Genomic DNA, 17,227 nt, shown 5'->3' with positions numbered 1-17,227 from the left:
TCGTTTCAAAGGGCCGCGCCGCAAGGACGCGGCCTTTTTTGTTTGCTCGGAGGCAAGCCCATGTTGATCCGCCCCTCGACCAAGGCCGATCTGGCGGCCGTGGATGCGCTTTTGGCGCGCAGCTATCCCAAGCTGCTCAAGGCCGACTACCCGCCGTCCGTTCTGGTTACAGCGTTGCCGATCATCGCGCGCGCACAGCCTCACCTGCTGGTCTGCGGGACATATTATGTGGTTGAAGAAGACGGGCGTATCCTTGGCGCGGGTGGGTGGACACCGGATCGCAAGGTGCAGGGGCTGGGCCACATCCGTCACGTGGTGACAGACGACCGTGCAGTGCGGCGCGGGGTGGGACGGGCGCTCATGCAGCATTGCTTTGATAAAGCGCGGAGCGCAGGGATGACCAAAATGGAGTGTTGGGCCACGCGCACGGCTGTGCCGTTCTATGAGGCCGTCGGATTCCACACAGTCGGGCCGATCGATGTCACGCTGGCCGAAGGGATCGTCTTTCCTTCGATCAAGATGTTGCGCGCGCTTTAGCCTTTTCGGCGACGCATCCATGCAAAGGCCCCGACACCAGCCAAAAGCAACGGAAGCGTCGCGGGTACCGGAATGGCAGGAACGCCCACAAGGTTGACCCGGACATTATCCAATGCGGCACCTGCGCCAAGCGCCAGCGAAACCTGAGTGAACGTCAGATCCTGAGATGTGGCCGATGCTGTGAATTGCAGCGACATTTCTTTCCAGGTGAAATTGCCCCGCGTGTCCCCCGGTTCGAGGGTGTAGGTGAAGTCCTGGCTCGCCGAGCCAATCGAGGCATTGGCAATCTGCGAGAACGCACCGGAATAGAAGTTGCCGCCCATGTCAAAAAGCAGCTCATACGTCGATCCGACCTGAAAGCCTGACAGAGTTTGCCGGATGGCGCCCGGATTCAAACCATTGAGGTCAAGGCTGCGCGACCCTTCGGAGGGCGCCCAAAATGCACCGGCGTCGACTGTTTCGACATCTCCGCTGATGACAGTCCAGCCGGGCAGTGGAACGGACGGGGAAAAGGACAGGAGTCCTGAGCCTGCAGGATCTTCGAACCCGGCATTTACAATGGTGATCGCCTGCGCGGCGCTCGCACTGAGCGTGAGGGCGGCGACAAGCGAAATTAGATGCCGTTTCATCAAAAACCTCATAAAATAAGTTAAAATCTGCATCTGGTCTGCACAGGTTGAACGCGACGGGTCAAGATAATCCGGCATTTTAGTGCATAAAAACACGCTATACGGGAGGTTGACGCGCCTTGGCGACAGCGGGTTTCAAAGTGGCCATGCAGGTGATTTTGGGGATCGAACAAAAAAAGGGCTGGTCCGAAGACCAGCCCTTTCGTCACTTATGCGACAGGTTTTATTCCTGTTGCCCCATGAACATCAGCAGGAACTGGAACATGTTCAGGAAGGAGATGTAGAGGCTCAGCGCGCCGTCAGAAGCGGCTTTGTCCAGCCATTCCTGATCACCATGTGCGGCGTGCGCCACATAGGTGTTCTTGATGTCCTGCGTGTAGAACGCTGTCAGGCCCGCAAAGATCAGGATACCGATCATCGAGATGGCATACATCATTGCAGGGGACTGCAAGAACAGGTTGATGACCATCGCAACGATCAGGCCGATCACGCCCATCATCAGGAATGTGCCCATACCGCTCAGGTTCTTCTTGGTTGTGTAGCCCCAGAGGCTGAGGCCCGCGAAGGCGATCGCAGTGACCAGGAAGGTCTGTGTGATCGAGAAGGCGGTGAACACAAGGAAGATCGAGCTCATCGACACGCCCATAACGGCGGCGAAGATGAAGAAGCCCAGTTGCACGGTCGCAGCCGACCCACGGCGCATCAACGCGCCCCAGCCAAACAGGATGAAGGCCAGCGGGGCAAACATCACAACCCAACGCAGCGGCGTCGTGTAGAGCACTTCGCCAAGGCCTGTCAGGTACTGACCTTCACGCAGCGCAACTGTTGCGCCTGTCGGGTCGGACGTAACTGCAAGGCCCGCAATGGCCCAAGCAGCCGCAGCCGTGATCAGCATGCCCACGGACATTGTGCCGTAGACTTTATTCATGTGGGCGCGTAGCCCGGCGTCGATCTGGGCGGCCTGTGTTTGGGACGCTGACCGGATCGTATTCAACTCAGCCATAGTGACCTCCAATTGATACAAGTTGCCGGTGATTTACACCGGGGCGCGGATTTCCGCCCGCATTGCGTCAAATATCGGGTGCCTGCGGATGTGTTTCAAGGCTTTTTCGCAAGGATTGCAGGGGCAGACGGCGACATTCCGACTGTTTTTGTCATAAATCGGGTCAATCTGCCGCAGACTGCCTGTTTTTCATTCATTTGCGCCAAGTTGCTGGCACGTCCCAGATGGGCTTGCTGGCCTCGGCCTGTGCGCGTTTTGCGCTAATGCCGATGTCTTCCAGCGCGTGGGCGTCCAACTGGGCCAGCGCGCGGCGCGATCTCCAGACCGACAACATGGTCATGAGGGAAAACCGGGGCGTGGCAGGGCGGGTGTCGATGCGGGTGTGCCCGTTGGTGAAATCTGTCAGTGCCATGTGGTCTCTCCTTGGGTAAAGGTGATGGTTCATCGGGTTCCTATCAAATCTGTTGATGTATATGGACGTATGTGGCACATTTTGAAAACGAATGTTTGTGACCCGACACATCAAGGATGGTGATATGAGAAATCTGGACATAACGACGCTGCGCTCCTTCGTTGCTGTCGCCGAAAGCGGCGGCGTCACGCGGGCCGCCGGTTTCCTGCATCTGACCCAGTCTGCGGTGTCGATGCAGCTTAAACGGCTCGAAGAGTTGCTGGGGCTTGATCTGTTTGACCGCTCCGGGCGCAGCATCGCGCTGACGGCGTCGGGGGAACAGTTGCTGGTCTATGCCCGTCGCATGGTGGCACTGAATGACGAGGTCATGACGCGATTGACCGATCAGGCCTATGAAGGGGAAATCACCCTCGGCGTGCCCCATGACATCGTCTATCCGGCGATCCCGCAGGTTCTCAAACAGTTCCATGCCGCGTTCCCGCGCGTGAAGGTGCAATTGGACAGTTCATTCACCCTGCGCCTCAAGTCGGAATTTGCCAAAGGGGCCTGCGATATCATCCTGACGACCGAAACCGGGCTGGATGCGGGCGGAGAAGAGCTGGCTGTTCGGCCCTTGTGCTGGGTTGGAGCGCCAAGCGGGTCGGCCTGGCGTCAGCGTCCGCTCAAACTGGCATTTGGCCGTCAATGCACCTTCCGCCCGCGTGTCGTCGAGCATCTGGACGAAGCCGGAATCCCCTGGGACGTCGTGGTTGAAACCGAAAGCGACCGCACCATCGAGGCGACGGTCAGCGCGGATTTGGCAGTGCATACGATGATCGAAGGCACCGAGCCTCCGCATCTGGACCGCATCGATCATGGCGGCACCCTGCCGGAACTGCCCGCCCACCGCATTAACCTTTATGGCGCAGCGCGCGCGGGGGGAGAGGTGCAGGACGCGCTGGTGTCGATGCTGCGCCGCGCCTTCAAGGCACCGGAATCCGTGCAGTTGCGCACGGTTTCCAACCTGTAGGCAGTGATGATTCGCTGCGGTGTTGCGTGTACGGGGCCAAAGTGCGCGGTTTTTCGCCCGTGCCTTTGGCCCGTTTTATGCAAGCATTGCGCGCTGCAAAACGGCCCGCGGTCCTCTTGCTATTCCCGTTAAAGTTGTACATGCAGTGCCTGTGGCTAAGGCATTGATTGCACCCACACAAACATTTGTTCACAGGCCTGAGTGCAACCCAATTGCTGCATCAAGCAACTGAAATCGTTAACAACCTGTTAAAAAAGGTTAACAACTTTTGAGGTTGGTTTCCGCGATGTAACTCGCGTATTACGGGTAGTGAGCGTTGAAAGTTGGTCCGATGCGGCGTATTGTCTTTTACAACCTGAGTAAATTGCACGAAAGTGTAACGTCACGAGCGACCCGCTGGGATAATTCAGCACAACAAATGCACAAACAAGGTGGATTTTCCTAATGGCACATAGCGTGGACGTTCATGTCGGTAAGAGAATTCGCCAGCGGCGTTGGCTGATCGGAATGACGCAGCAAACACTGGCCGACCTCGTCGGTATCAAATTCCAGCAGATCCAGAAATATGAAACCGGCTCCAACCGTGTCAGCGCCTCCCGCCTTTGGGATATTGGCGAAGCGATGGGCGTGCCGGTCGCCTTCTTTTTCGAAGGGATCAAGGAAGAGGGCATGTATCAGGGCAGCGGCCACAGCGATGCAGCGCCCGACATGCTGAGCGACAAAGAGGCGATGGAACTGGTGCGTACCTATTACGCGATTCCCGAAAACCAGCGGCGTCGTCTGTTTGAACTGGCCCGCGTGCTCAGCGACGTGGCCTAAGACGCATTTGCCGGTTCTGACTGGCGCATCTCTCTCTTGCGTCCGGGCGTCGTGTCTGGCACCCGAAATACATGGACAAACAGATTGATGAACTGACGGCGGTCGCTCATGCGCTTGCCGATGCGGCCCGTGCGGCAATCCTGCCCCATTTTCGGGCTACAGACCTTCACACAGACAACAAACTGGCGGGCGGCTATGACCCTGTCACCGTGGCCGACCGCGCCGCCGAAGAGGCGATGCGCGCCGTGCTGGCCGATCTGCGCCCCGATGACGCCATTCTGGGTGAGGAGTTCGGCACCACGGCCGGAACATCTGGACTGACATGGGTGCTCGACCCGATTGATGGCACGCGCGGCTTTGTCGCCGGCACGCCCACATGGGGAGTACTGATCGCCGTTGGCCCTGATACGGGTCCGATCCTTGGCGTGATCGATCAACCCTATATTGGCGAGCGTTTCATCGGTGCTGCTGGGCGGTCCAGACTGGTCGGGCCGCACGGGGCGTCTGATATCAGGACGCGCGCGCCACGCGATCTGAGCGAAGCGACCCTGTTCACCACTTTCCCCGAAGTGGGCACAGAGAACGACCGCGCCGGGTTCGAGGCAGTTGCGCGTAACGTGCAACTGGTCCGGTACGGGATGGATTGCTATGCCTACGCGCTGGTCGCGGCGGGGCACGTCGATCTGGTTATCGAGGCCGGTCTGAACGCCTACGACATTCAGGCCCCGATTGCCCTGATCGAGGCCGCAGGCGGTATTGTGACCAATTGGGAAGGTGGCCTGGTGCACGAAGGCGGGCGTGCTCTCGCAGCGGCCAACCGCGACATTCACCGCGCGGCCCTCGACATCCTGCAGGCCCAAAGATGAGCGAGACGCTGATCCGGGGTGCCGACCACCTTGTCACCATGGATAACACACGGCGCGTTCTGAACGGGGCCGACGTCCTGATCCGCGACGGTGCGATTGTTGCTGTGGGCACCGGCCTCACCACGACAGGCGCAGTTGTGGATGCGTCGGGCTGTGTCGTGACCCCGGGCCTCGTGAACACGCATCACCACCTCTACCAGACGCTGACCCGCGCCGTGCCTGCCGCGCAGGACGCGCTGCTGTTTGGCTGGCTGACGACGCTGTATCCGATCTGGGCGCGGTTCGACCCGGAACATATGTTTGTCTCGGCGCAGGTGGGGCTGGCCGAGCTGGCGCTGTCGGGCTGCACGCTGACATCGGACCATCTTTATCTGTTTCCGGGGGCGCACGGCTGGACGACACGATTGCCGCGGCGCGCGAAGTCGGATTGCGCTTTCACCCCACACGCGGTGCGATGAGCATCGGCGTGAGCGATGGCGGCCTGCCCCCCGACAGTCTTGTCGAAGATGAGGCGGCGATCCTTGAGGATTGTATCCGGGTGATTGACGCCTTTCACGACCCGTCTGCGGCTTCGATGTGCCGGGTCGGCGTGGCCCCCTGTTCGCCCTTCTCCGTCAGTCGGGACCTGATGCGCGATGCGGCCGTACTGGCGCGCGATAAGGGTGTGATGATGCACACACATCTGGCCGAAAACAACGAGGATATCGCCTATTCCCTGTCCGAGTTCGGCTGCCGCCCGGGTCAATATGCGCAAGACCTTGGCTGGGTAGGGCCGGATGTCTGGCACGCGCATTGTGTCAAGCTGGATGCATCCGAGATTGATCTGTTTGCCCGCACCGGCACGGGCGTGGCGCATTGCCCCTGTTCGAACTGTCGCCTTGGGTCGGGCATCGCTCCGGTCCGTGCCATGCGCGATGCGGGCGTGCCGGTTGGCCTTGGAGTGGATGGTTCAGCCAGCAATGATGCGGGCAACCTCGTGGCCGAAGCGCGCCAATCCATGCTGTTGCAGCGCGTGGCATATGGCGCGGACGCGATGTCGGCCATGGAAGCGCTTGAGATTGCGACGCGGGGCGGTGCGGATGTGCTCGGTCGCAACGAATGCGGACGCATTGCCGTGAATGCCCGCGCCGATATCGCGATCTGGGACGTGTCCGGCGTCGCCTCGGCAGGCAGTTGGGACCCGGCGGCCCTGTTGCTGGCCGGGCCAACGACGGTGCGCGATCTGTTCGTGGAAGGGCGGCAGGTTGTGCGAGACGGGCATGTGGTAACTTTTGATCTTGGCAAGGCGGTGGCGCGCCAGAACGCATTGGCGCGCGCCCTGACTGAGGAAGCATGATGAAACACGCGATATTGGCACTAATCCTGATGAGTGCCGCGGCCCAGGCCGATCCGGCCACCCTGGCAGCCGTTAACGCGGCGCGGGCCGACAATGGACGCGCCGCGCTGGTCTATGACCCAAAGCTGGAGGCTGCGGCCCGCGCGCATGGCGAAGACATGGCGCGGCGCGGCTTTTTCTCGCACACCGGTTCTGACGGGTCGGACATCGGCGACCGGTTGCGCCGCGTTGGCTACGCCTATTGCTTTGGGGCCGAAAACATTGCCGCCGGACAGCGCAGCCTGAGCGAAGTGATGCAGTCGTGGATGACGTCGCGCGGGCATCGCAACAACATCCTGCACCGCAAGGCCCGCGCAGTGGGTGTGGCGCAGGTGACGGGCAACCGCTGGGTCATGGTGCTGGCAGCGCCCTGTTAGCCGCGCCGCAGCTTTCCATTCACCCAGACTGCGGAAACGGCGCGGTCATCCCCCATCATGATCGTCGGAAACACCGCGTCCCAGATCTGCTCCGCCTCGTGGCTCCGCTGCGCGATGGCCGGGGTCGAGGAAAGGTCGAGCACACAGATGTCCGCGGCCATGCCGGGGGCGAGAGCGCCGATTTCATCCTGACGATGCAAAACCCACGCTGATCCTGCGGTTGCCAGCCACAAAAGCTGGGCGGCATGCACCGCCTCTCCGCGCAGTTGCGCCACCTCATATGCCGCCGCCATCGTGCGCAGCATCGAAAAGGACGACCCGCCGCCTGTGTCCGTAGCAAGCCCCACCGACTGCCCGCCACGTGCCAGGCCCATGAGATCAAACAGCCCAGAGCCGATGAACGTGTTGGATGTCGGGCAATGTACGACGCCCGCGCCCACCTCGCGCAGCCGGTCAATCTCGCGCGGCTCAAGGTGGATCGAATGGCCGTAAAGGCCGCGCGCGCCCAGCAGACCTGTGGCCTCGTAGGTATCGAGATAATCGCGCGCCTCAGGGTATAGGTCGCGCACCCATGCGATTTCGTCCACCTGTTCGCTCAGATGGGTCTGCATCAGCGCGTCCGGGTATTCGGCCCAGAGCGCGCCCAGAGCGTGCATTTGATCGGGGCTGGAGGTCGGCGAAAAACGCGGCGTGATGGCATAGACCGCGCGGCCGGTTCGGTGCCAGCGGTTCAGCAGGACCTTGCTGTCGTCATAGGCGCCTTGAACCGTGTCGCGCAAACCGTCGGGCGCGTAGCGATCCATGCAGGTCTTGCCCGCGACAATGGCCATGCCGCGCGCGGCACCTGCCTGAAACAGCGCATCGACACTGTGCGGGTGGATGGTGCAAAAGCTCGCCACCGATGTCGTGCCGTGATCCAGCACCAGATCGAGATACCGCGCGGCGATGGTGCGCGCATAATCCGCATCGTCCAGCCGCATTTCCTCGGGGAAGGTGTAGGTATTGAGCCAATCGATCAGACGCTTGCCCCAGGACGCGATCATCGCCGTTTGGGGATAATGCGCATGGGCATCGATGAACCCCGGGCTGATCAACTGTCCGGTATAGTCGTGCAGCACGGCGTCAGGCCCGGCGGCGGCGTGTGCGGCTTCTCCGACCGATACGATGTGGCCGTCCTCGATCAGAAGGGCGCTGTTTTCATCGATGCGCACGGCATCCTGCCATGGGCCGGTATACGGATTGCCCGAAAAGCGCAGCACGTGGCCGGTGAGAAGATGGCGGGTATTCATATCGCCTTATGACCATCAGGGGCGCGGCGCGCAAAGTGAAAACGCGCGCCCATTGTCAGTTTGCAAGCCGCGCCCTATGGTCAGCCCGACACGTAACGCAACGGACGAGGGCCCCATGTCTGACGACACCGATATGATGGAGCCCGCCGCCGAGGACAAAGGCGAAGACAAGGGCTATGTCCTTGAAAGCAAAGACGTTGCGGCGATCCTCTATGCTGTTGAAATCGACGACCGTGAGCAGCTGGTCGCACTTATGGAGCCGCTGCACGCGGCCGACATTGCCGACCTTCTGGAGCAGATCAGCGCCTTTGAGCGGGCGCGGCTGATCCGCCTCTATGATCGCGAATTTGACGGCGAGATTCTGTCCGAACTCGACGAGTCGATCCGGGAAGAGGTGATTGCCGTCCTCAAGCCCGCCGTGCTTGCGGATGCGGTGCGCGAACTGGACAGTGACGACGTTGTCGATCTGATCGAGGATCTGGACGACGCCCAGCAGGAAACCATTCTAGGCGCGCTCGAAGAATCTGACCGCGCCTTGGTCGAACAGTCGCTGGCCTTTCCCGAATACTCGGCCGGACGCCTTATGCAGCGCGAAGTGGTCATGGCCCCCGAACACTGGACAGTGGGCGAGGCCATCGATCATTTGCGCGGCGCGGATGAGCGTGAATTGCCGGATCAGTTTTATCACCTTGTACTGGTCGACCCGCGCCTGCACCCCATCGGAAATGTGACGCTGGGCAAGCTGATGCGGTCGCGCCGTGAGGTGCACCTGAAGGATCTGGTGGAGGAGACCTTCCGCCTGATCCCCGCGACGCAGGCCGAAAGCGAGGTCGCTTACGCTTTCAACCAGTACCACCTGATTTCCGCGCCCGTGGTCGATGACGAGGGGCGTCTGATCGGTCAGATCACCATTGATGATGCGATGGCCGTGCTGGATGAAGAGCACGAGGAAGACATCCTGCGTCTCGCCGGGGTGGGGGACGAATCCGCGCTGTCCGACAATGTGGCCGAAACGACGCGCCAGCGTCTGCCTTGGCTGGCGGTGAACCTTGTGACGTCCATTCTGGCCTCTCTGGTCATTGCCCAGTTCGAGATGGCGATTGCCCAGATCGTGGCGCTGGCCGTGTTGATGCCCATCGTGGCGTCCATGGGTGGCAATGCGGGCACGCAATCGCTGACGGTGGCAGTGCGCGCGCTGGCGACCAAGGATTTGACGGGTGCAAACGTGTGGCGCGTCATCAGGCGCGAAGTGCTGGTCGGATTGATCAACGGCCTTGTCTTTGCCGTGGTCATGGGGATCGTCGGCATCATCTGGTTCGGCTCACCCGCTTTGGGCTACGTGATTGCCGCGGCGATGGTCGTCAACATGGTGGTGGCCGGATTTGCGGGCACCGTCATTCCTGTTGTGCTGGACCGGTTGGGCGTGGACCCGGCACTGGCCTCGGGTGCTTTCGTGACGACGGTCACGGATGTGGTTGGGTTCTTTGCCTTTCTGGGGCTGGCCGCGTTGGTATTGTTGTGAAGAGGTCGGGACCGGGCTGTTCGCCCATCCGGGCAAATGCGCCCGCCCGCCGACCCGTTGGAGTGTCATGGACTTAAATGCGCAAAAGGCGGCCGTGCGCAAGGCGGCGTTTGCCGCACGCAAGGCGGCCTTTGATCTGGATCGGGGTGGGGCGTCGGGTCTGTTATCCTCTGTGCTTGCGGGTTATCGCGGTGTCCCGTTGGCAGGCTACATGCCGATCCGGTCAGAAATTGACCCTTTGCCTGCCATGGCCGAGGCGGCGGCCCATGGTCCCGTCAGCGTGCCTGTGATCATGGGCGAGGCCCGGCCCTTGATGTTTTCGCGTTGGACGCCTAACGGCGCGCTGCGCGAAGGCCCTTTCGGAGCGCGAGTGCCGGAGATCGATGACTTTTTTGACCCGGAAATCGTGATTGTCCCGTTGGTTGCGTTCACCCGCGCCGGGGGGCGGCTGGGCTATGGTGGTGGGTTTTATGATCGCACGCTTGCAGGTTTGCGCGGCGCGCGCGCGACGCTTGCCATCGGCTTTGCCTATGGGGCGCAGGAGGTAGCGACCTTGCCGCTTGAGCCAACGGACCAAACCTTGGACATGATCGTCACGGATACTGAGGTGATCGAAGTCTGAAGGGGCTATGCCCCGGCGCTTGCTGCGCCGCCGTGGTATTTTTGGTCAAAAGAAACGCTGCATCCTTGCCCATCGCATACATCGCGGCATATGGGGCGGTATGAAGATATTGTTTCTGGGTGATGTGATGGGCCGGTCGGGCCGTCAGGCGATCACCGATCACCTGCCCCGTCTGCGTGACCAATGGGATCTCGATTTCGTCGTGGTGAATGGCGAAAACGCGACATCTGGCATGGGCCTGTCGGGCGCACATGCCCGCGCCTTGCTGGAAGCGGGCGCCGATTGTGTGACGCTGGGCGATCATGCCTTTGATCAAAAGGACATGTTGCAGTTTATCGAGACCGAGCCGCGCATCCTGCGCCCGCTCAATTTCTCAAAAGCGGCACCGGGCAAGGGTGCGCGCCTGTTCAAAGCACGCGGTGGCAAGACGGTTCTGGTCACCCAAGCGCTCGGACAGGTGTTCATGAAGCGCCCCTTTGACGATCCGTTTTCCGCCCTTGAGGCGGTGTTTCGCACGCATCCCTTGGGCGGTGAGGCGGATGCCATTGTGGTGGATTTTCATTGCGAGGCGACGTCCGAGAAAATGGCCATGGGTCATTGGTGTGACGGACGTGCGAGCCTGATGGTGGGCACCCACACCCATGTGCCCACGGGCGACGCGATGATCCTGCCCAAAGGCTGTGCGTACCTCACCGATGCGGGCATGTGCGGGGATTACCATTCGGTGATCGGGATGCAGCGCGATGAGCCCTTGCGCCGCTTCATCACGGGTATGCCCAAGGAACGCTTTGCCCCTGCCTTGGGTCCGGCCACGCTGTCCGGCGTTTATTTCGAGACGGATGAAAGAGGTCACGCGACCCGGATCGAGATGGTGCGCCAGGGTGGTGCGCTGCAGACCTGCGGGCCATGAGCCGGTCCGAGACGTTGCTGTGCGTCGGTGCGTTGATCGTACTGGGCGCGACGTGGGGCATGACCATGCCGCTGACCAAGATCGCGGTGAGCACGGGCTACAAGCATTTCGGATTGCTGTTCTGGCAATTGGCCATCGGTGTGATCGTGATGTCGACCATCGCGGCACTGCGGGGCACGCGCCTTCCGCTGGGGGGCCCTCAACTGCGGATATACCTGCTGATTGCGCTCATTGGGTCGGTCCTGCCCAACACGGCGAGTTATCAGGCGGCAGCACACCTGCCGTCGGGGATCCTGTCCATCCTGTTGTCGATGATCCCGATCTGGGCTTTTCCCATTGCATTGCTGCTGGCGCTCGACCGGTTCGAATGGCGCCGGTTCGCTGGCCTTGTTGCGGGCCTGTGCGCGGTGTTGCTGATCGTGCTGCCCGGGGCAGAAATGTCCGGGGCAATCTCGGTGTTCTGGGTGATGATCGGCCTGATTTCGGGGTTGTTTTATGCCTTTGAGGGCAATTTCGTGGCCAAGTGGGGCACGGCCGGGCTTGACCCAATTCAGGTGCTGTGGGGGGCGTCCATTGTCGGGTCGATCATTGCCTTGCCATTGGCGCTGGGCTCAGGTCAGTGGATCGATCCACGCCCGCCTTACGCCGCGCCGGACCTGGCTCTTTTGATCAGTTCGGTGCTGCATGTGCTTACCTATACCGGCTATGTCTGGCTGGTGGGGCGGGCGGGGCCGGTGTTCACCGTCCAGATCAGCTATCTTGTCACGCTGTTTGGACTTTTGTGGGCCAAGCTGATCCTGAACGAAGCCTATCCGCCGGTGATCTGGGGTGCGCTGGCGCTGATGCTGCTCGGCATGTACCTTGTGCAGCCGCGCGGCAAAGCGGCGCTTGATGACACATCGGCAATGCGCAACACTCGCGTCTAGGTTCGCGCGTCCCGTTCTGCGCGCTTTCAGGATGATGCACCCATGTCGCTGCTCTCTGCCTCGCCTCTGATCAGTCCGCTCTTGGCGCTGTTTCTGGTTGTCGTCATGTTCGTGCTGTTCGTGCGCGAGACGTTTTCGACCGAAGTGGTGGCGATCGCGGGCACGGCCTTGATGTTGGCCACGGGCATCCTGCCCTATGACGAAGCCCTTTCCGTACTGTCCAACCCAGCACCCTGGACCATCGCGGCCATGTTCATCGTGATGGGGGCGCTTGTGCGCACAGGCGCGCTTGATGTGCTGACACGACAAGCGGAGCGCCATGCCAAGATTCGGCCCAAGACGACCCTTGTCGGGGTCATCATCGCCGTCATGGCCGGGTCCGCCATCATGAACAACACGCCCGTTGTGGTCGTGATGATCCCGGTGATGGTGCAGCTAAGCCAGACGCTGGGCGTCAAAGGTTCCAAACTGCTGATCCCGCTTAGTTATGCGGCGATCATGGGTGGCTCGCTTACGCTGATCGGGACATCGACCAACCTGCTGGTGGACGGTGTGGCGCGCAATCAGGGGCTGGCCCCGTTCGGCATCTTTGAAATCCTGCCCATCGGCCTTGTCGTCTGCGTCTGGGGGCTGATCTACATGGCGATCTTTGCGCCGCGTCTTTTGCCGGACCGTGACAGCATGGCGAACATGCTGTCGGACCGCTCAAAGATGAAATTTTTTACCGAGGCGGTGATCCCCCCTGACAGCAACCTCATCGGGCGCGAAGTCACCGGCGTGCAACTTTTCAAACGTGAGGGTGTGCGCCTGATCGATGTGGTGCGCGGCGATACCTCGCTGCGCCGCGAGCTGGCCGATGTGGTGTTGCAAGTCGGGGACCGGGTGGTGTTGCGCACACAGATGACCGAACTGCTCAGCCTGCAAGCCAACAAGGAATTGCGCCGCGTTGATCAGGTGTCTGCGGTTGAAACGACCACTGTCGAGGCGCTGATCACGCCGGGGTGCAAGATGGTGGGCCGTTCCCTTGGGTCGCTGCGCTTGCGGCGGCGCTATGGGGTCTATCCGTTGGCGGTGCACCGGCGGAACCAGAACATCGGGCGGCAACTGGATGCGCTGGTGGTCAAGGTCGGCGATACGCTGCTGCTGGAAGGGGCCCCGGCGGACATCCAGCGCCTCGCCGCAGATCAGGAGATGGTGGATGTGTCTCACCCCTCGGCCCGCGCCTATCGCCGTGCCCATGCGCCCATCGCAATTGCTGCACTGGCAGGTATCGTGATCCTTGCCGCGCTCAATGTCGCCCCGATCCTGTTGCTGGCCGTGCTGGCGGTGGCGCTTGTGCTGGTCACCGGCTGCATTGACGCGGATGAGGCGTTTTCCTTTGTCGACGGGCAGCTGCTGGCCCTGATCTTTGGCATGCTTGCAGTCGGGGCCGGATTGCAGAATTCAGGGGCAATCATGCTGATCGTCGATGGGGCTTCACCGGGGTTGGCGATGTTGCCCGCACCTCTGATCGTGTTCGTTGTGTTCATCATGACCTCGACCCTGACCGAGATCGTGTCGAACAATGCCGTGGCCGTGATCATGACACCCATCGCGATCAGCCTCGCAGCGGCGCTGGGGCTGGATCCACGTCCGCTGGTGGTGGCGGTGATGATCGCGGCCTCTTGCGCCTTTGCCACGCCCATCGGCTATCAGACCAACACGCTGGTCTATGGCCCCGGCGGGTATAAATTCAGCGATTTCATGCGGGTGGGGATACCACTTAACCTCAGCATTGCGGTCTTGGCATCCTTCGTGATCCCGTTCAACTGGCCGCTTTAGGTCTGCACCACCGACAGGGCGCGCAACGGATCCTTGGTCAACCGCGAGACCGAGATGATTTCGATCAACTGCCCGTCAGGCGCGAACACGCCCTGCACAGTCACATCCCAACGGGCGGGGTTGCCAAGGGCCGTGGGGCAATCGGCGACGAAATTGACGGTCTTCCCTTGGCCCGCGGCAGTTACGGCAGAGGCGACAAGGTCGCGCTGCGATTCAGGCCAGAGGTCGGGCCAGAACTTGCCCAGAATGTTCGACAGCGCCGGAATTTCCATCGCACACAGCCCATTCTGGCTCATGTAGGCGATGGCGCCGTCCGCGGACAGAAGTTTGATGCAATCCGGGCTGCAGGCCATCATGGCGGCCTCGCGTTCAGGCGTGTCAAAGCCCAAGTCGCGCATGGTTGCCGTTTCATCGCGTTGTAGGACGCTTGCTTGCATGTCTGACACCACCTTTCATCAAAGTTGCGCGGGGTTGTGTCCCCGCTGCACGTATAGGTGGTTAATGATGTGTTGGCATGGGAAAAGTGCCTAAAACTTGAGCGATGCGACGTGCAAGGCCGAGGTTCAGGCGATGCTGCGCGCCCGCCCCGCATTGCGCCCGGAAAAGATGCAGCCCCCTAGAAACGTGCCCTCAAGCGCGTTCCAGCCGTGGTATCCACCGCCGCCAAAACCCGCAACTTCTCCGGCGGCGAACAGGCCCGGCACGGTCTGCCCATCGGCGCCGATCATTTGGGCCTCAAGGTTTGTTTGCAGCCCGCCCAGCGTCTTGCGTGTCAGCACGTGCAGCTTGACTGCGATCAGCGGCCCGTTGGCAGGGTCGAGGAATTTGTGCGGCTTGGCTGTGCGCAACAGGCGGTCGCCGCGATAGTTGCGCGCGGCATGGATTGCCATCATCTGTGCGTCTTTGGAAAACGGATTGTCGATCTGGGCATCGCGCGCCTCGATCTGTCGGCGCAGCCGCGCCTCGTCGATCAGGTTGCCGCCCGCGATCTGGTTCATGCCGTTCACAAGGGTGGACAGGTCATTGGCAACGACGAAATCCTCACCCTTTTCCTTGAACGCCTCGACCGGGCCGGTGGCATTGCCGCCGGACAAGACGCGCTGCTTGATCACCTCGGCCCATTTCTTGGACGTCAGGTCAGGATTCTGTTCAGACCCGGACAGCGCGAATTCCTTTTTGATCACCTTCTGGGTCAGCACGAACCAGCTGTAATCAAACCCGGTGGCAAGGATTTCGCGCAACGTGCCCATGCTGTCAAAACCGGGCAGGGCCGGGGGCGCAAAGCGGTTGCCGCGCGCATCGAACCACATCGACGACGGCCCGGGCAGAATACGAATGCCGTGGGCGGGCCAGATCGGATCCCAGTTCTTGACGCCTTCGGTGTAGTGCCACATGCGATCCCCGTTGATCACATGGCCGCCTGCCTGTTCGCTGATGTCGATCATGCGCCCGTCCACGTGGGCGGGTACCCCTGCGATCATCTCCTTGGGGGCGGGGCCCAGACGGTCTGTGGGCCAGACCTTGCGCACCATCTCGAAATTGCCGCCGATCCCGCCTGAGGTCACGATGACAGACGGGGCGCGCAACGCGAAATCGCCCACCGCGTCGCGGTTGGTCTTTTGTCCGCGCGCGGCGGTGTCATCGGCAAGGATCGTGCCACTGACACCTTTGGCAGCCCCGTTTTCCATGTCGATCCGGTCAACCTGATGGCGGAAATGAAACTGGATCAGCCCGGCCTTTTCATGTTCTTCACAGCGGCGCACGAAATGTTCGATGATCCCCGGGCCAGTGCCCCATGTCAGGTGAAAACGCGGGACCGAGTTTCCGTGCCCATCGGCAAAGCCACCGCCGCGTTCCGCCCAGCCCACGATAGGGAACCAGCGCAGGCCCATGGCGTGCAGCCACGGGCGCATCTCGCCTGCGGCAAAGTCCAGGTAGGCTTCGGCCCATTTGCGCGGCCACGCGTCCTCATCCCGGTCAAATTGCGCGCTGCCCATCCAGTCGTTCAGGGCCAAGGCGCGGCTGTCCTTGATGCCCATGCGGCGTTGTTCGGGGGTGTCGACCATGAACAGACCGCCAAGGGACCAGAACGCCTGGCCACCCAGAAAACTGCGCGGTTCCTGATCGACGATCAGCACGTGTTTGCCGCGGTCTCCCAACTCGGCTGCGGCAGCAAGGCCGGCAAGGCCGGAACCCACGACAATAGCGTCTGCCTGATCCATGATTGGTCTCCTAACGGCTGCGGTACCACGCCACGAATGGCACGGCGACAAGGTACATGGTGATCCCGTAGACAGCAGAGGGCAAGGCCATGGTGCTGAACCCCTCGGACTGGCCCGAGATCAGTGCAGCCAGCGTGATGCCAAGGGTGGCGTTCTGAATGCCGGTTTCGATCGACACTGTTTTCGCCTGCTGCCAGCCCAGCGAGACGATGCGTGCCAGCCCAAGGCCGATAAGCAGAAGTGCGACGTTCAGCAGGATCAGGGCAGGCCCTAGAGTGGCAAGGTTGTCAATGAAAACGCCCCAGTTGGCGGCAAGTGCGGCCACGACGATGATGACGAACAGGACGATGGCGATGGTCGACAGGGTCCGGTCGATGGCCTGTGCAAATCCGGACGCAAAATGGCGGATCGCCACTCCGACGGCAACGGGCAGGGTGGTGATCAGGAACACCGCGATGGTCAGCGACGCGATGGAGACGTCAAGTGCCGAGCCACCCATGAACCACTCGACCGCCAGTGCCGTCAGGCCCGGCACGGTCAGCAGGCTGAGAAGGCTGATCACAGCTGTGAGGGATACCGACAGGGCGACGTCGCCCTTGGCCAGCTTTGACACCATGTTCGATGTCACCCCGCCCGGACAAAAGCTGAGCAGCATGAACCCCACGGCGATTTCGGTGTGCAAATCGAACGCGATGACTGTGGCAAATGCAGCGATGGGCAGCAGGATCACCTGACTGATGGCACCGATGGCAAAGGCGGCGGGCGCTTTCAGCACGCGGGTGAAATCGCTCACCGTCAGACCGATCCCGAGGCTGAGCATGATGACCGCCAGCGAGAGTGGCAAAACGACGTTGATCAGTATGTCCATTTATGTCCTTCCGGAGCGCG

At 61.4% G+C, this 17,227-nt stretch carries 17 protein-coding genes and 1 pseudogene; 11 read left to right on the top strand and 7 right to left on the bottom strand.

Annotated features, from left to right (window positions below):
- Positions 1–60: 60 nt before the first annotated feature.
- Positions 61–537, top strand: a complete 477-nt coding sequence (locus ACERZ8_RS19950; RefSeq protein ID WP_407593919.1) for a GNAT family N-acetyltransferase — start codon at positions 61–63, stop codon at positions 535–537.
- Here ACERZ8_RS19950 and ACERZ8_RS19945 read toward each other — a convergent pair.
- The 3 genes from ACERZ8_RS19945 to ACERZ8_RS19935 form a co-directional block, all read right to left on the bottom strand.
- Positions 534–1,166, bottom strand: coding sequence for a DUF642 domain-containing protein (locus ACERZ8_RS19945; RefSeq protein ID WP_407593918.1), 633 nt, complete (start codon positions 1,164–1,166; stop codon positions 534–536). The genes ACERZ8_RS19950 and ACERZ8_RS19945 overlap by 4 nt on opposite strands.
- A 223-nt stretch (positions 1,167–1,389) precedes the next feature.
- A complete protein-coding gene (locus ACERZ8_RS19940) occupies positions 1,390–2,169 on the bottom strand; it encodes a Bax inhibitor-1/YccA family protein (protein WP_407593917.1) in 780 nt (259 codons plus the stop codon).
- A gap of 193 nt (positions 2,170–2,362) precedes the next feature.
- A complete protein-coding gene (locus tag ACERZ8_RS19935) occupies positions 2,363–2,581 on the bottom strand; it encodes a DUF1127 domain-containing protein (protein ID WP_407593916.1) in 219 nt (72 codons plus the stop codon).
- Positions 2,582–2,705: 124 nt separating this feature from the next.
- On the opposite strand from ACERZ8_RS19935, the gene ACERZ8_RS19930 reads away from it, so the two are divergent.
- From ACERZ8_RS19930 to ACERZ8_RS19910, 5 genes and pseudogenes are all read left to right on the top strand, one after another.
- On the top strand, positions 2,706–3,590 hold the full coding sequence (locus tag ACERZ8_RS19930; RefSeq protein WP_407593915.1) for a LysR family transcriptional regulator: 885 nt from the start codon (positions 2,706–2,708) through the stop codon (positions 3,588–3,590).
- Between the two features lie 444 nt (positions 3,591–4,034).
- Positions 4,035–4,409, top strand: coding sequence for a helix-turn-helix domain-containing protein (locus ACERZ8_RS19925; protein WP_407593913.1), 375 nt, complete (start codon positions 4,035–4,037; stop codon positions 4,407–4,409).
- A gap of 71 nt (positions 4,410–4,480) precedes the next feature.
- The gene (gene hisN / locus ACERZ8_RS19920; protein ID WP_407593912.1) at positions 4,481–5,275 is read left to right on the top strand and encodes a histidinol-phosphatase; all 795 of its coding nucleotides are present in this window, start codon (positions 4,481–4,483) and stop codon (positions 5,273–5,275) included.
- A pseudogene (locus ACERZ8_RS19915) lies at positions 5,272–6,611 on the top strand (8-oxoguanine deaminase). Before hisN ends, ACERZ8_RS19915 begins: the two are co-directional and overlap by 4 nt.
- A gap of 29 nt (positions 6,612–6,640) precedes the next feature.
- Entirely contained in the window at positions 6,641–7,027 is a 387-nt protein-coding gene (locus ACERZ8_RS19910) for a CAP domain-containing protein (RefSeq protein ID WP_407593911.1), read from the top strand.
- On the opposite strand, the gene guaD is transcribed toward ACERZ8_RS19910, so the two are convergent.
- Positions 7,024–8,316: a guanine deaminase gene (gene guaD / locus ACERZ8_RS19905; protein ID WP_407593910.1), complete on the bottom strand. Its 1,293-nt coding sequence runs from the start codon at positions 8,314–8,316 to the stop codon at positions 7,024–7,026. The genes ACERZ8_RS19910 and guaD overlap by 4 nt on opposite strands.
- Before the next feature lie 115 nt (positions 8,317–8,431).
- Here guaD and mgtE point away from each other — a divergent pair, with 115 nt between their 5' ends.
- The 5 genes from mgtE to ACERZ8_RS19880 all read left to right on the top strand — a co-directional run bounded on the left by mgtE (position 8,432) and on the right by ACERZ8_RS19880 (position 14,117).
- Positions 8,432–9,838, top strand: coding sequence for a magnesium transporter (gene mgtE, locus ACERZ8_RS19900; protein ID WP_407593909.1), 1,407 nt, complete (start codon positions 8,432–8,434; stop codon positions 9,836–9,838).
- Positions 9,839–9,905: 67 nt separating this feature from the next.
- Positions 9,906–10,460, top strand: a complete 555-nt coding sequence (locus tag ACERZ8_RS19895) for a 5-formyltetrahydrofolate cyclo-ligase (protein ID WP_407593908.1) — start codon at positions 9,906–9,908, stop codon at positions 10,458–10,460.
- Positions 10,461–10,560: 100 nt separating this feature from the next.
- Entirely contained in the window at positions 10,561–11,370 is an 810-nt protein-coding gene (locus ACERZ8_RS19890; protein WP_407593907.1) for a TIGR00282 family metallophosphoesterase, read from the top strand.
- A complete protein-coding gene (locus ACERZ8_RS19885) occupies positions 11,367–12,296 on the top strand; it encodes a DMT family transporter (RefSeq protein WP_407593905.1) in 930 nt (309 codons plus the stop codon). Before ACERZ8_RS19890 ends, ACERZ8_RS19885 begins: the two co-directional genes overlap by 4 nt.
- A gap of 42 nt (positions 12,297–12,338) precedes the next feature.
- On the top strand, positions 12,339–14,117 hold the full coding sequence (locus ACERZ8_RS19880) for an SLC13 family permease (RefSeq protein WP_407593904.1): 1,779 nt from the start codon (positions 12,339–12,341) through the stop codon (positions 14,115–14,117).
- Here the strand turns inward: ACERZ8_RS19880 and ACERZ8_RS19875 are convergent.
- From ACERZ8_RS19875 to ACERZ8_RS19865, 3 genes are all read right to left on the bottom strand, one after another.
- The gene (locus tag ACERZ8_RS19875; RefSeq protein ID WP_407593903.1) at positions 14,114–14,554 is read right to left on the bottom strand and encodes a PAS domain-containing protein; all 441 of its coding nucleotides are present in this window, start codon (positions 14,552–14,554) and stop codon (positions 14,114–14,116) included. The two genes, ACERZ8_RS19880 and ACERZ8_RS19875, sit on opposite strands and share 4 nt — an antisense overlap.
- A gap of 126 nt (positions 14,555–14,680) precedes the next feature.
- Positions 14,681–16,339, bottom strand: coding sequence for an FAD-binding dehydrogenase (locus tag ACERZ8_RS19870; RefSeq protein ID WP_407593902.1), 1,659 nt, complete (start codon positions 16,337–16,339; stop codon positions 14,681–14,683).
- A 10-nt stretch (positions 16,340–16,349) separates the two neighbouring features.
- The gene (locus ACERZ8_RS19865) at positions 16,350–17,207 is read right to left on the bottom strand and encodes a bile acid:sodium symporter family protein (protein WP_407593901.1); all 858 of its coding nucleotides are present in this window, start codon (positions 17,205–17,207) and stop codon (positions 16,350–16,352) included.
- Between the last annotated feature and the right edge of the window lie 20 nt (positions 17,208–17,227).

The sequence above is a fragment of the Tateyamaria armeniaca genome, assembly GCF_045797845.1.
In the GTDB taxonomy this organism is placed as follows: Bacteria; Pseudomonadota; Alphaproteobacteria; order Rhodobacterales; family Rhodobacteraceae; genus Tateyamaria; species Tateyamaria armeniaca.
Note: the sequence above shows the minus strand (reverse complement) of the source record. Positions and strands in the feature narration are given on the sequence as shown.

What these genes read in the sequence shown, in the direction of transcription:
- ACERZ8_RS19930 (WP_407593915.1), top strand. Translation starts at nt 2,706, where the DNA reads ATGAGAAATCTGGACATAACGACGCTGCGCTCCTTCGTTGCTGTCGCC.
- ACERZ8_RS19925 (WP_407593913.1), top strand. Translation starts at nt 4,035, where the DNA reads ATGGCACATAGCGTGGACGTTCATGTCGGTAAGAGAATTCGCCAGCGG.
- guaD (WP_407593910.1), bottom strand. Translation starts at nt 8,316, where the DNA reads ATGAATACCCGCCATCTTCTCACCGGCCACGTGCTGCGCTTTTCGGGC.
- ACERZ8_RS19895 (WP_407593908.1), top strand. Translation starts at nt 9,906, where the DNA reads ATGGACTTAAATGCGCAAAAGGCGGCCGTGCGCAAGGCGGCGTTTGCC.
- ACERZ8_RS19935 (WP_407593916.1), bottom strand. Translation starts at nt 2,581, where the DNA reads ATGGCACTGACAGATTTCACCAACGGGCACACCCGCATCGACACCCGC.
- ACERZ8_RS19940 (WP_407593917.1), bottom strand. Translation starts at nt 2,169, where the DNA reads ATGGCTGAGTTGAATACGATCCGGTCAGCGTCCCAAACACAGGCCGCC.
- ACERZ8_RS19950 (WP_407593919.1), top strand. Translation starts at nt 61, where the DNA reads ATGTTGATCCGCCCCTCGACCAAGGCCGATCTGGCGGCCGTGGATGCG.
- ACERZ8_RS19945 (WP_407593918.1), bottom strand. Translation starts at nt 1,166, where the DNA reads ATGAAACGGCATCTAATTTCGCTTGTCGCCGCCCTCACGCTCAGTGCG.
- ACERZ8_RS19870 (WP_407593902.1), bottom strand. Translation starts at nt 16,339, where the DNA reads ATGGATCAGGCAGACGCTATTGTCGTGGGTTCCGGCCTTGCCGGCCTT.
- hisN (WP_407593912.1), top strand. Translation starts at nt 4,481, where the DNA reads ATGGACAAACAGATTGATGAACTGACGGCGGTCGCTCATGCGCTTGCC.
- ACERZ8_RS19890 (WP_407593907.1), top strand. Translation starts at nt 10,561, where the DNA reads ATGAAGATATTGTTTCTGGGTGATGTGATGGGCCGGTCGGGCCGTCAG.
- ACERZ8_RS19865 (WP_407593901.1), bottom strand. Translation starts at nt 17,207, where the DNA reads ATGGACATACTGATCAACGTCGTTTTGCCACTCTCGCTGGCGGTCATC.
- ACERZ8_RS19880 (WP_407593904.1), top strand. Translation starts at nt 12,339, where the DNA reads ATGTCGCTGCTCTCTGCCTCGCCTCTGATCAGTCCGCTCTTGGCGCTG.
- ACERZ8_RS19875 (WP_407593903.1), bottom strand. Translation starts at nt 14,554, where the DNA reads ATGCAAGCAAGCGTCCTACAACGCGATGAAACGGCAACCATGCGCGAC.
- ACERZ8_RS19910 (WP_407593911.1), top strand. Translation starts at nt 6,641, where the DNA reads ATGAGTGCCGCGGCCCAGGCCGATCCGGCCACCCTGGCAGCCGTTAAC.
- mgtE (WP_407593909.1), top strand. Translation starts at nt 8,432, where the DNA reads ATGTCTGACGACACCGATATGATGGAGCCCGCCGCCGAGGACAAAGGC.
- ACERZ8_RS19885 (WP_407593905.1), top strand. Translation starts at nt 11,367, where the DNA reads ATGAGCCGGTCCGAGACGTTGCTGTGCGTCGGTGCGTTGATCGTACTG.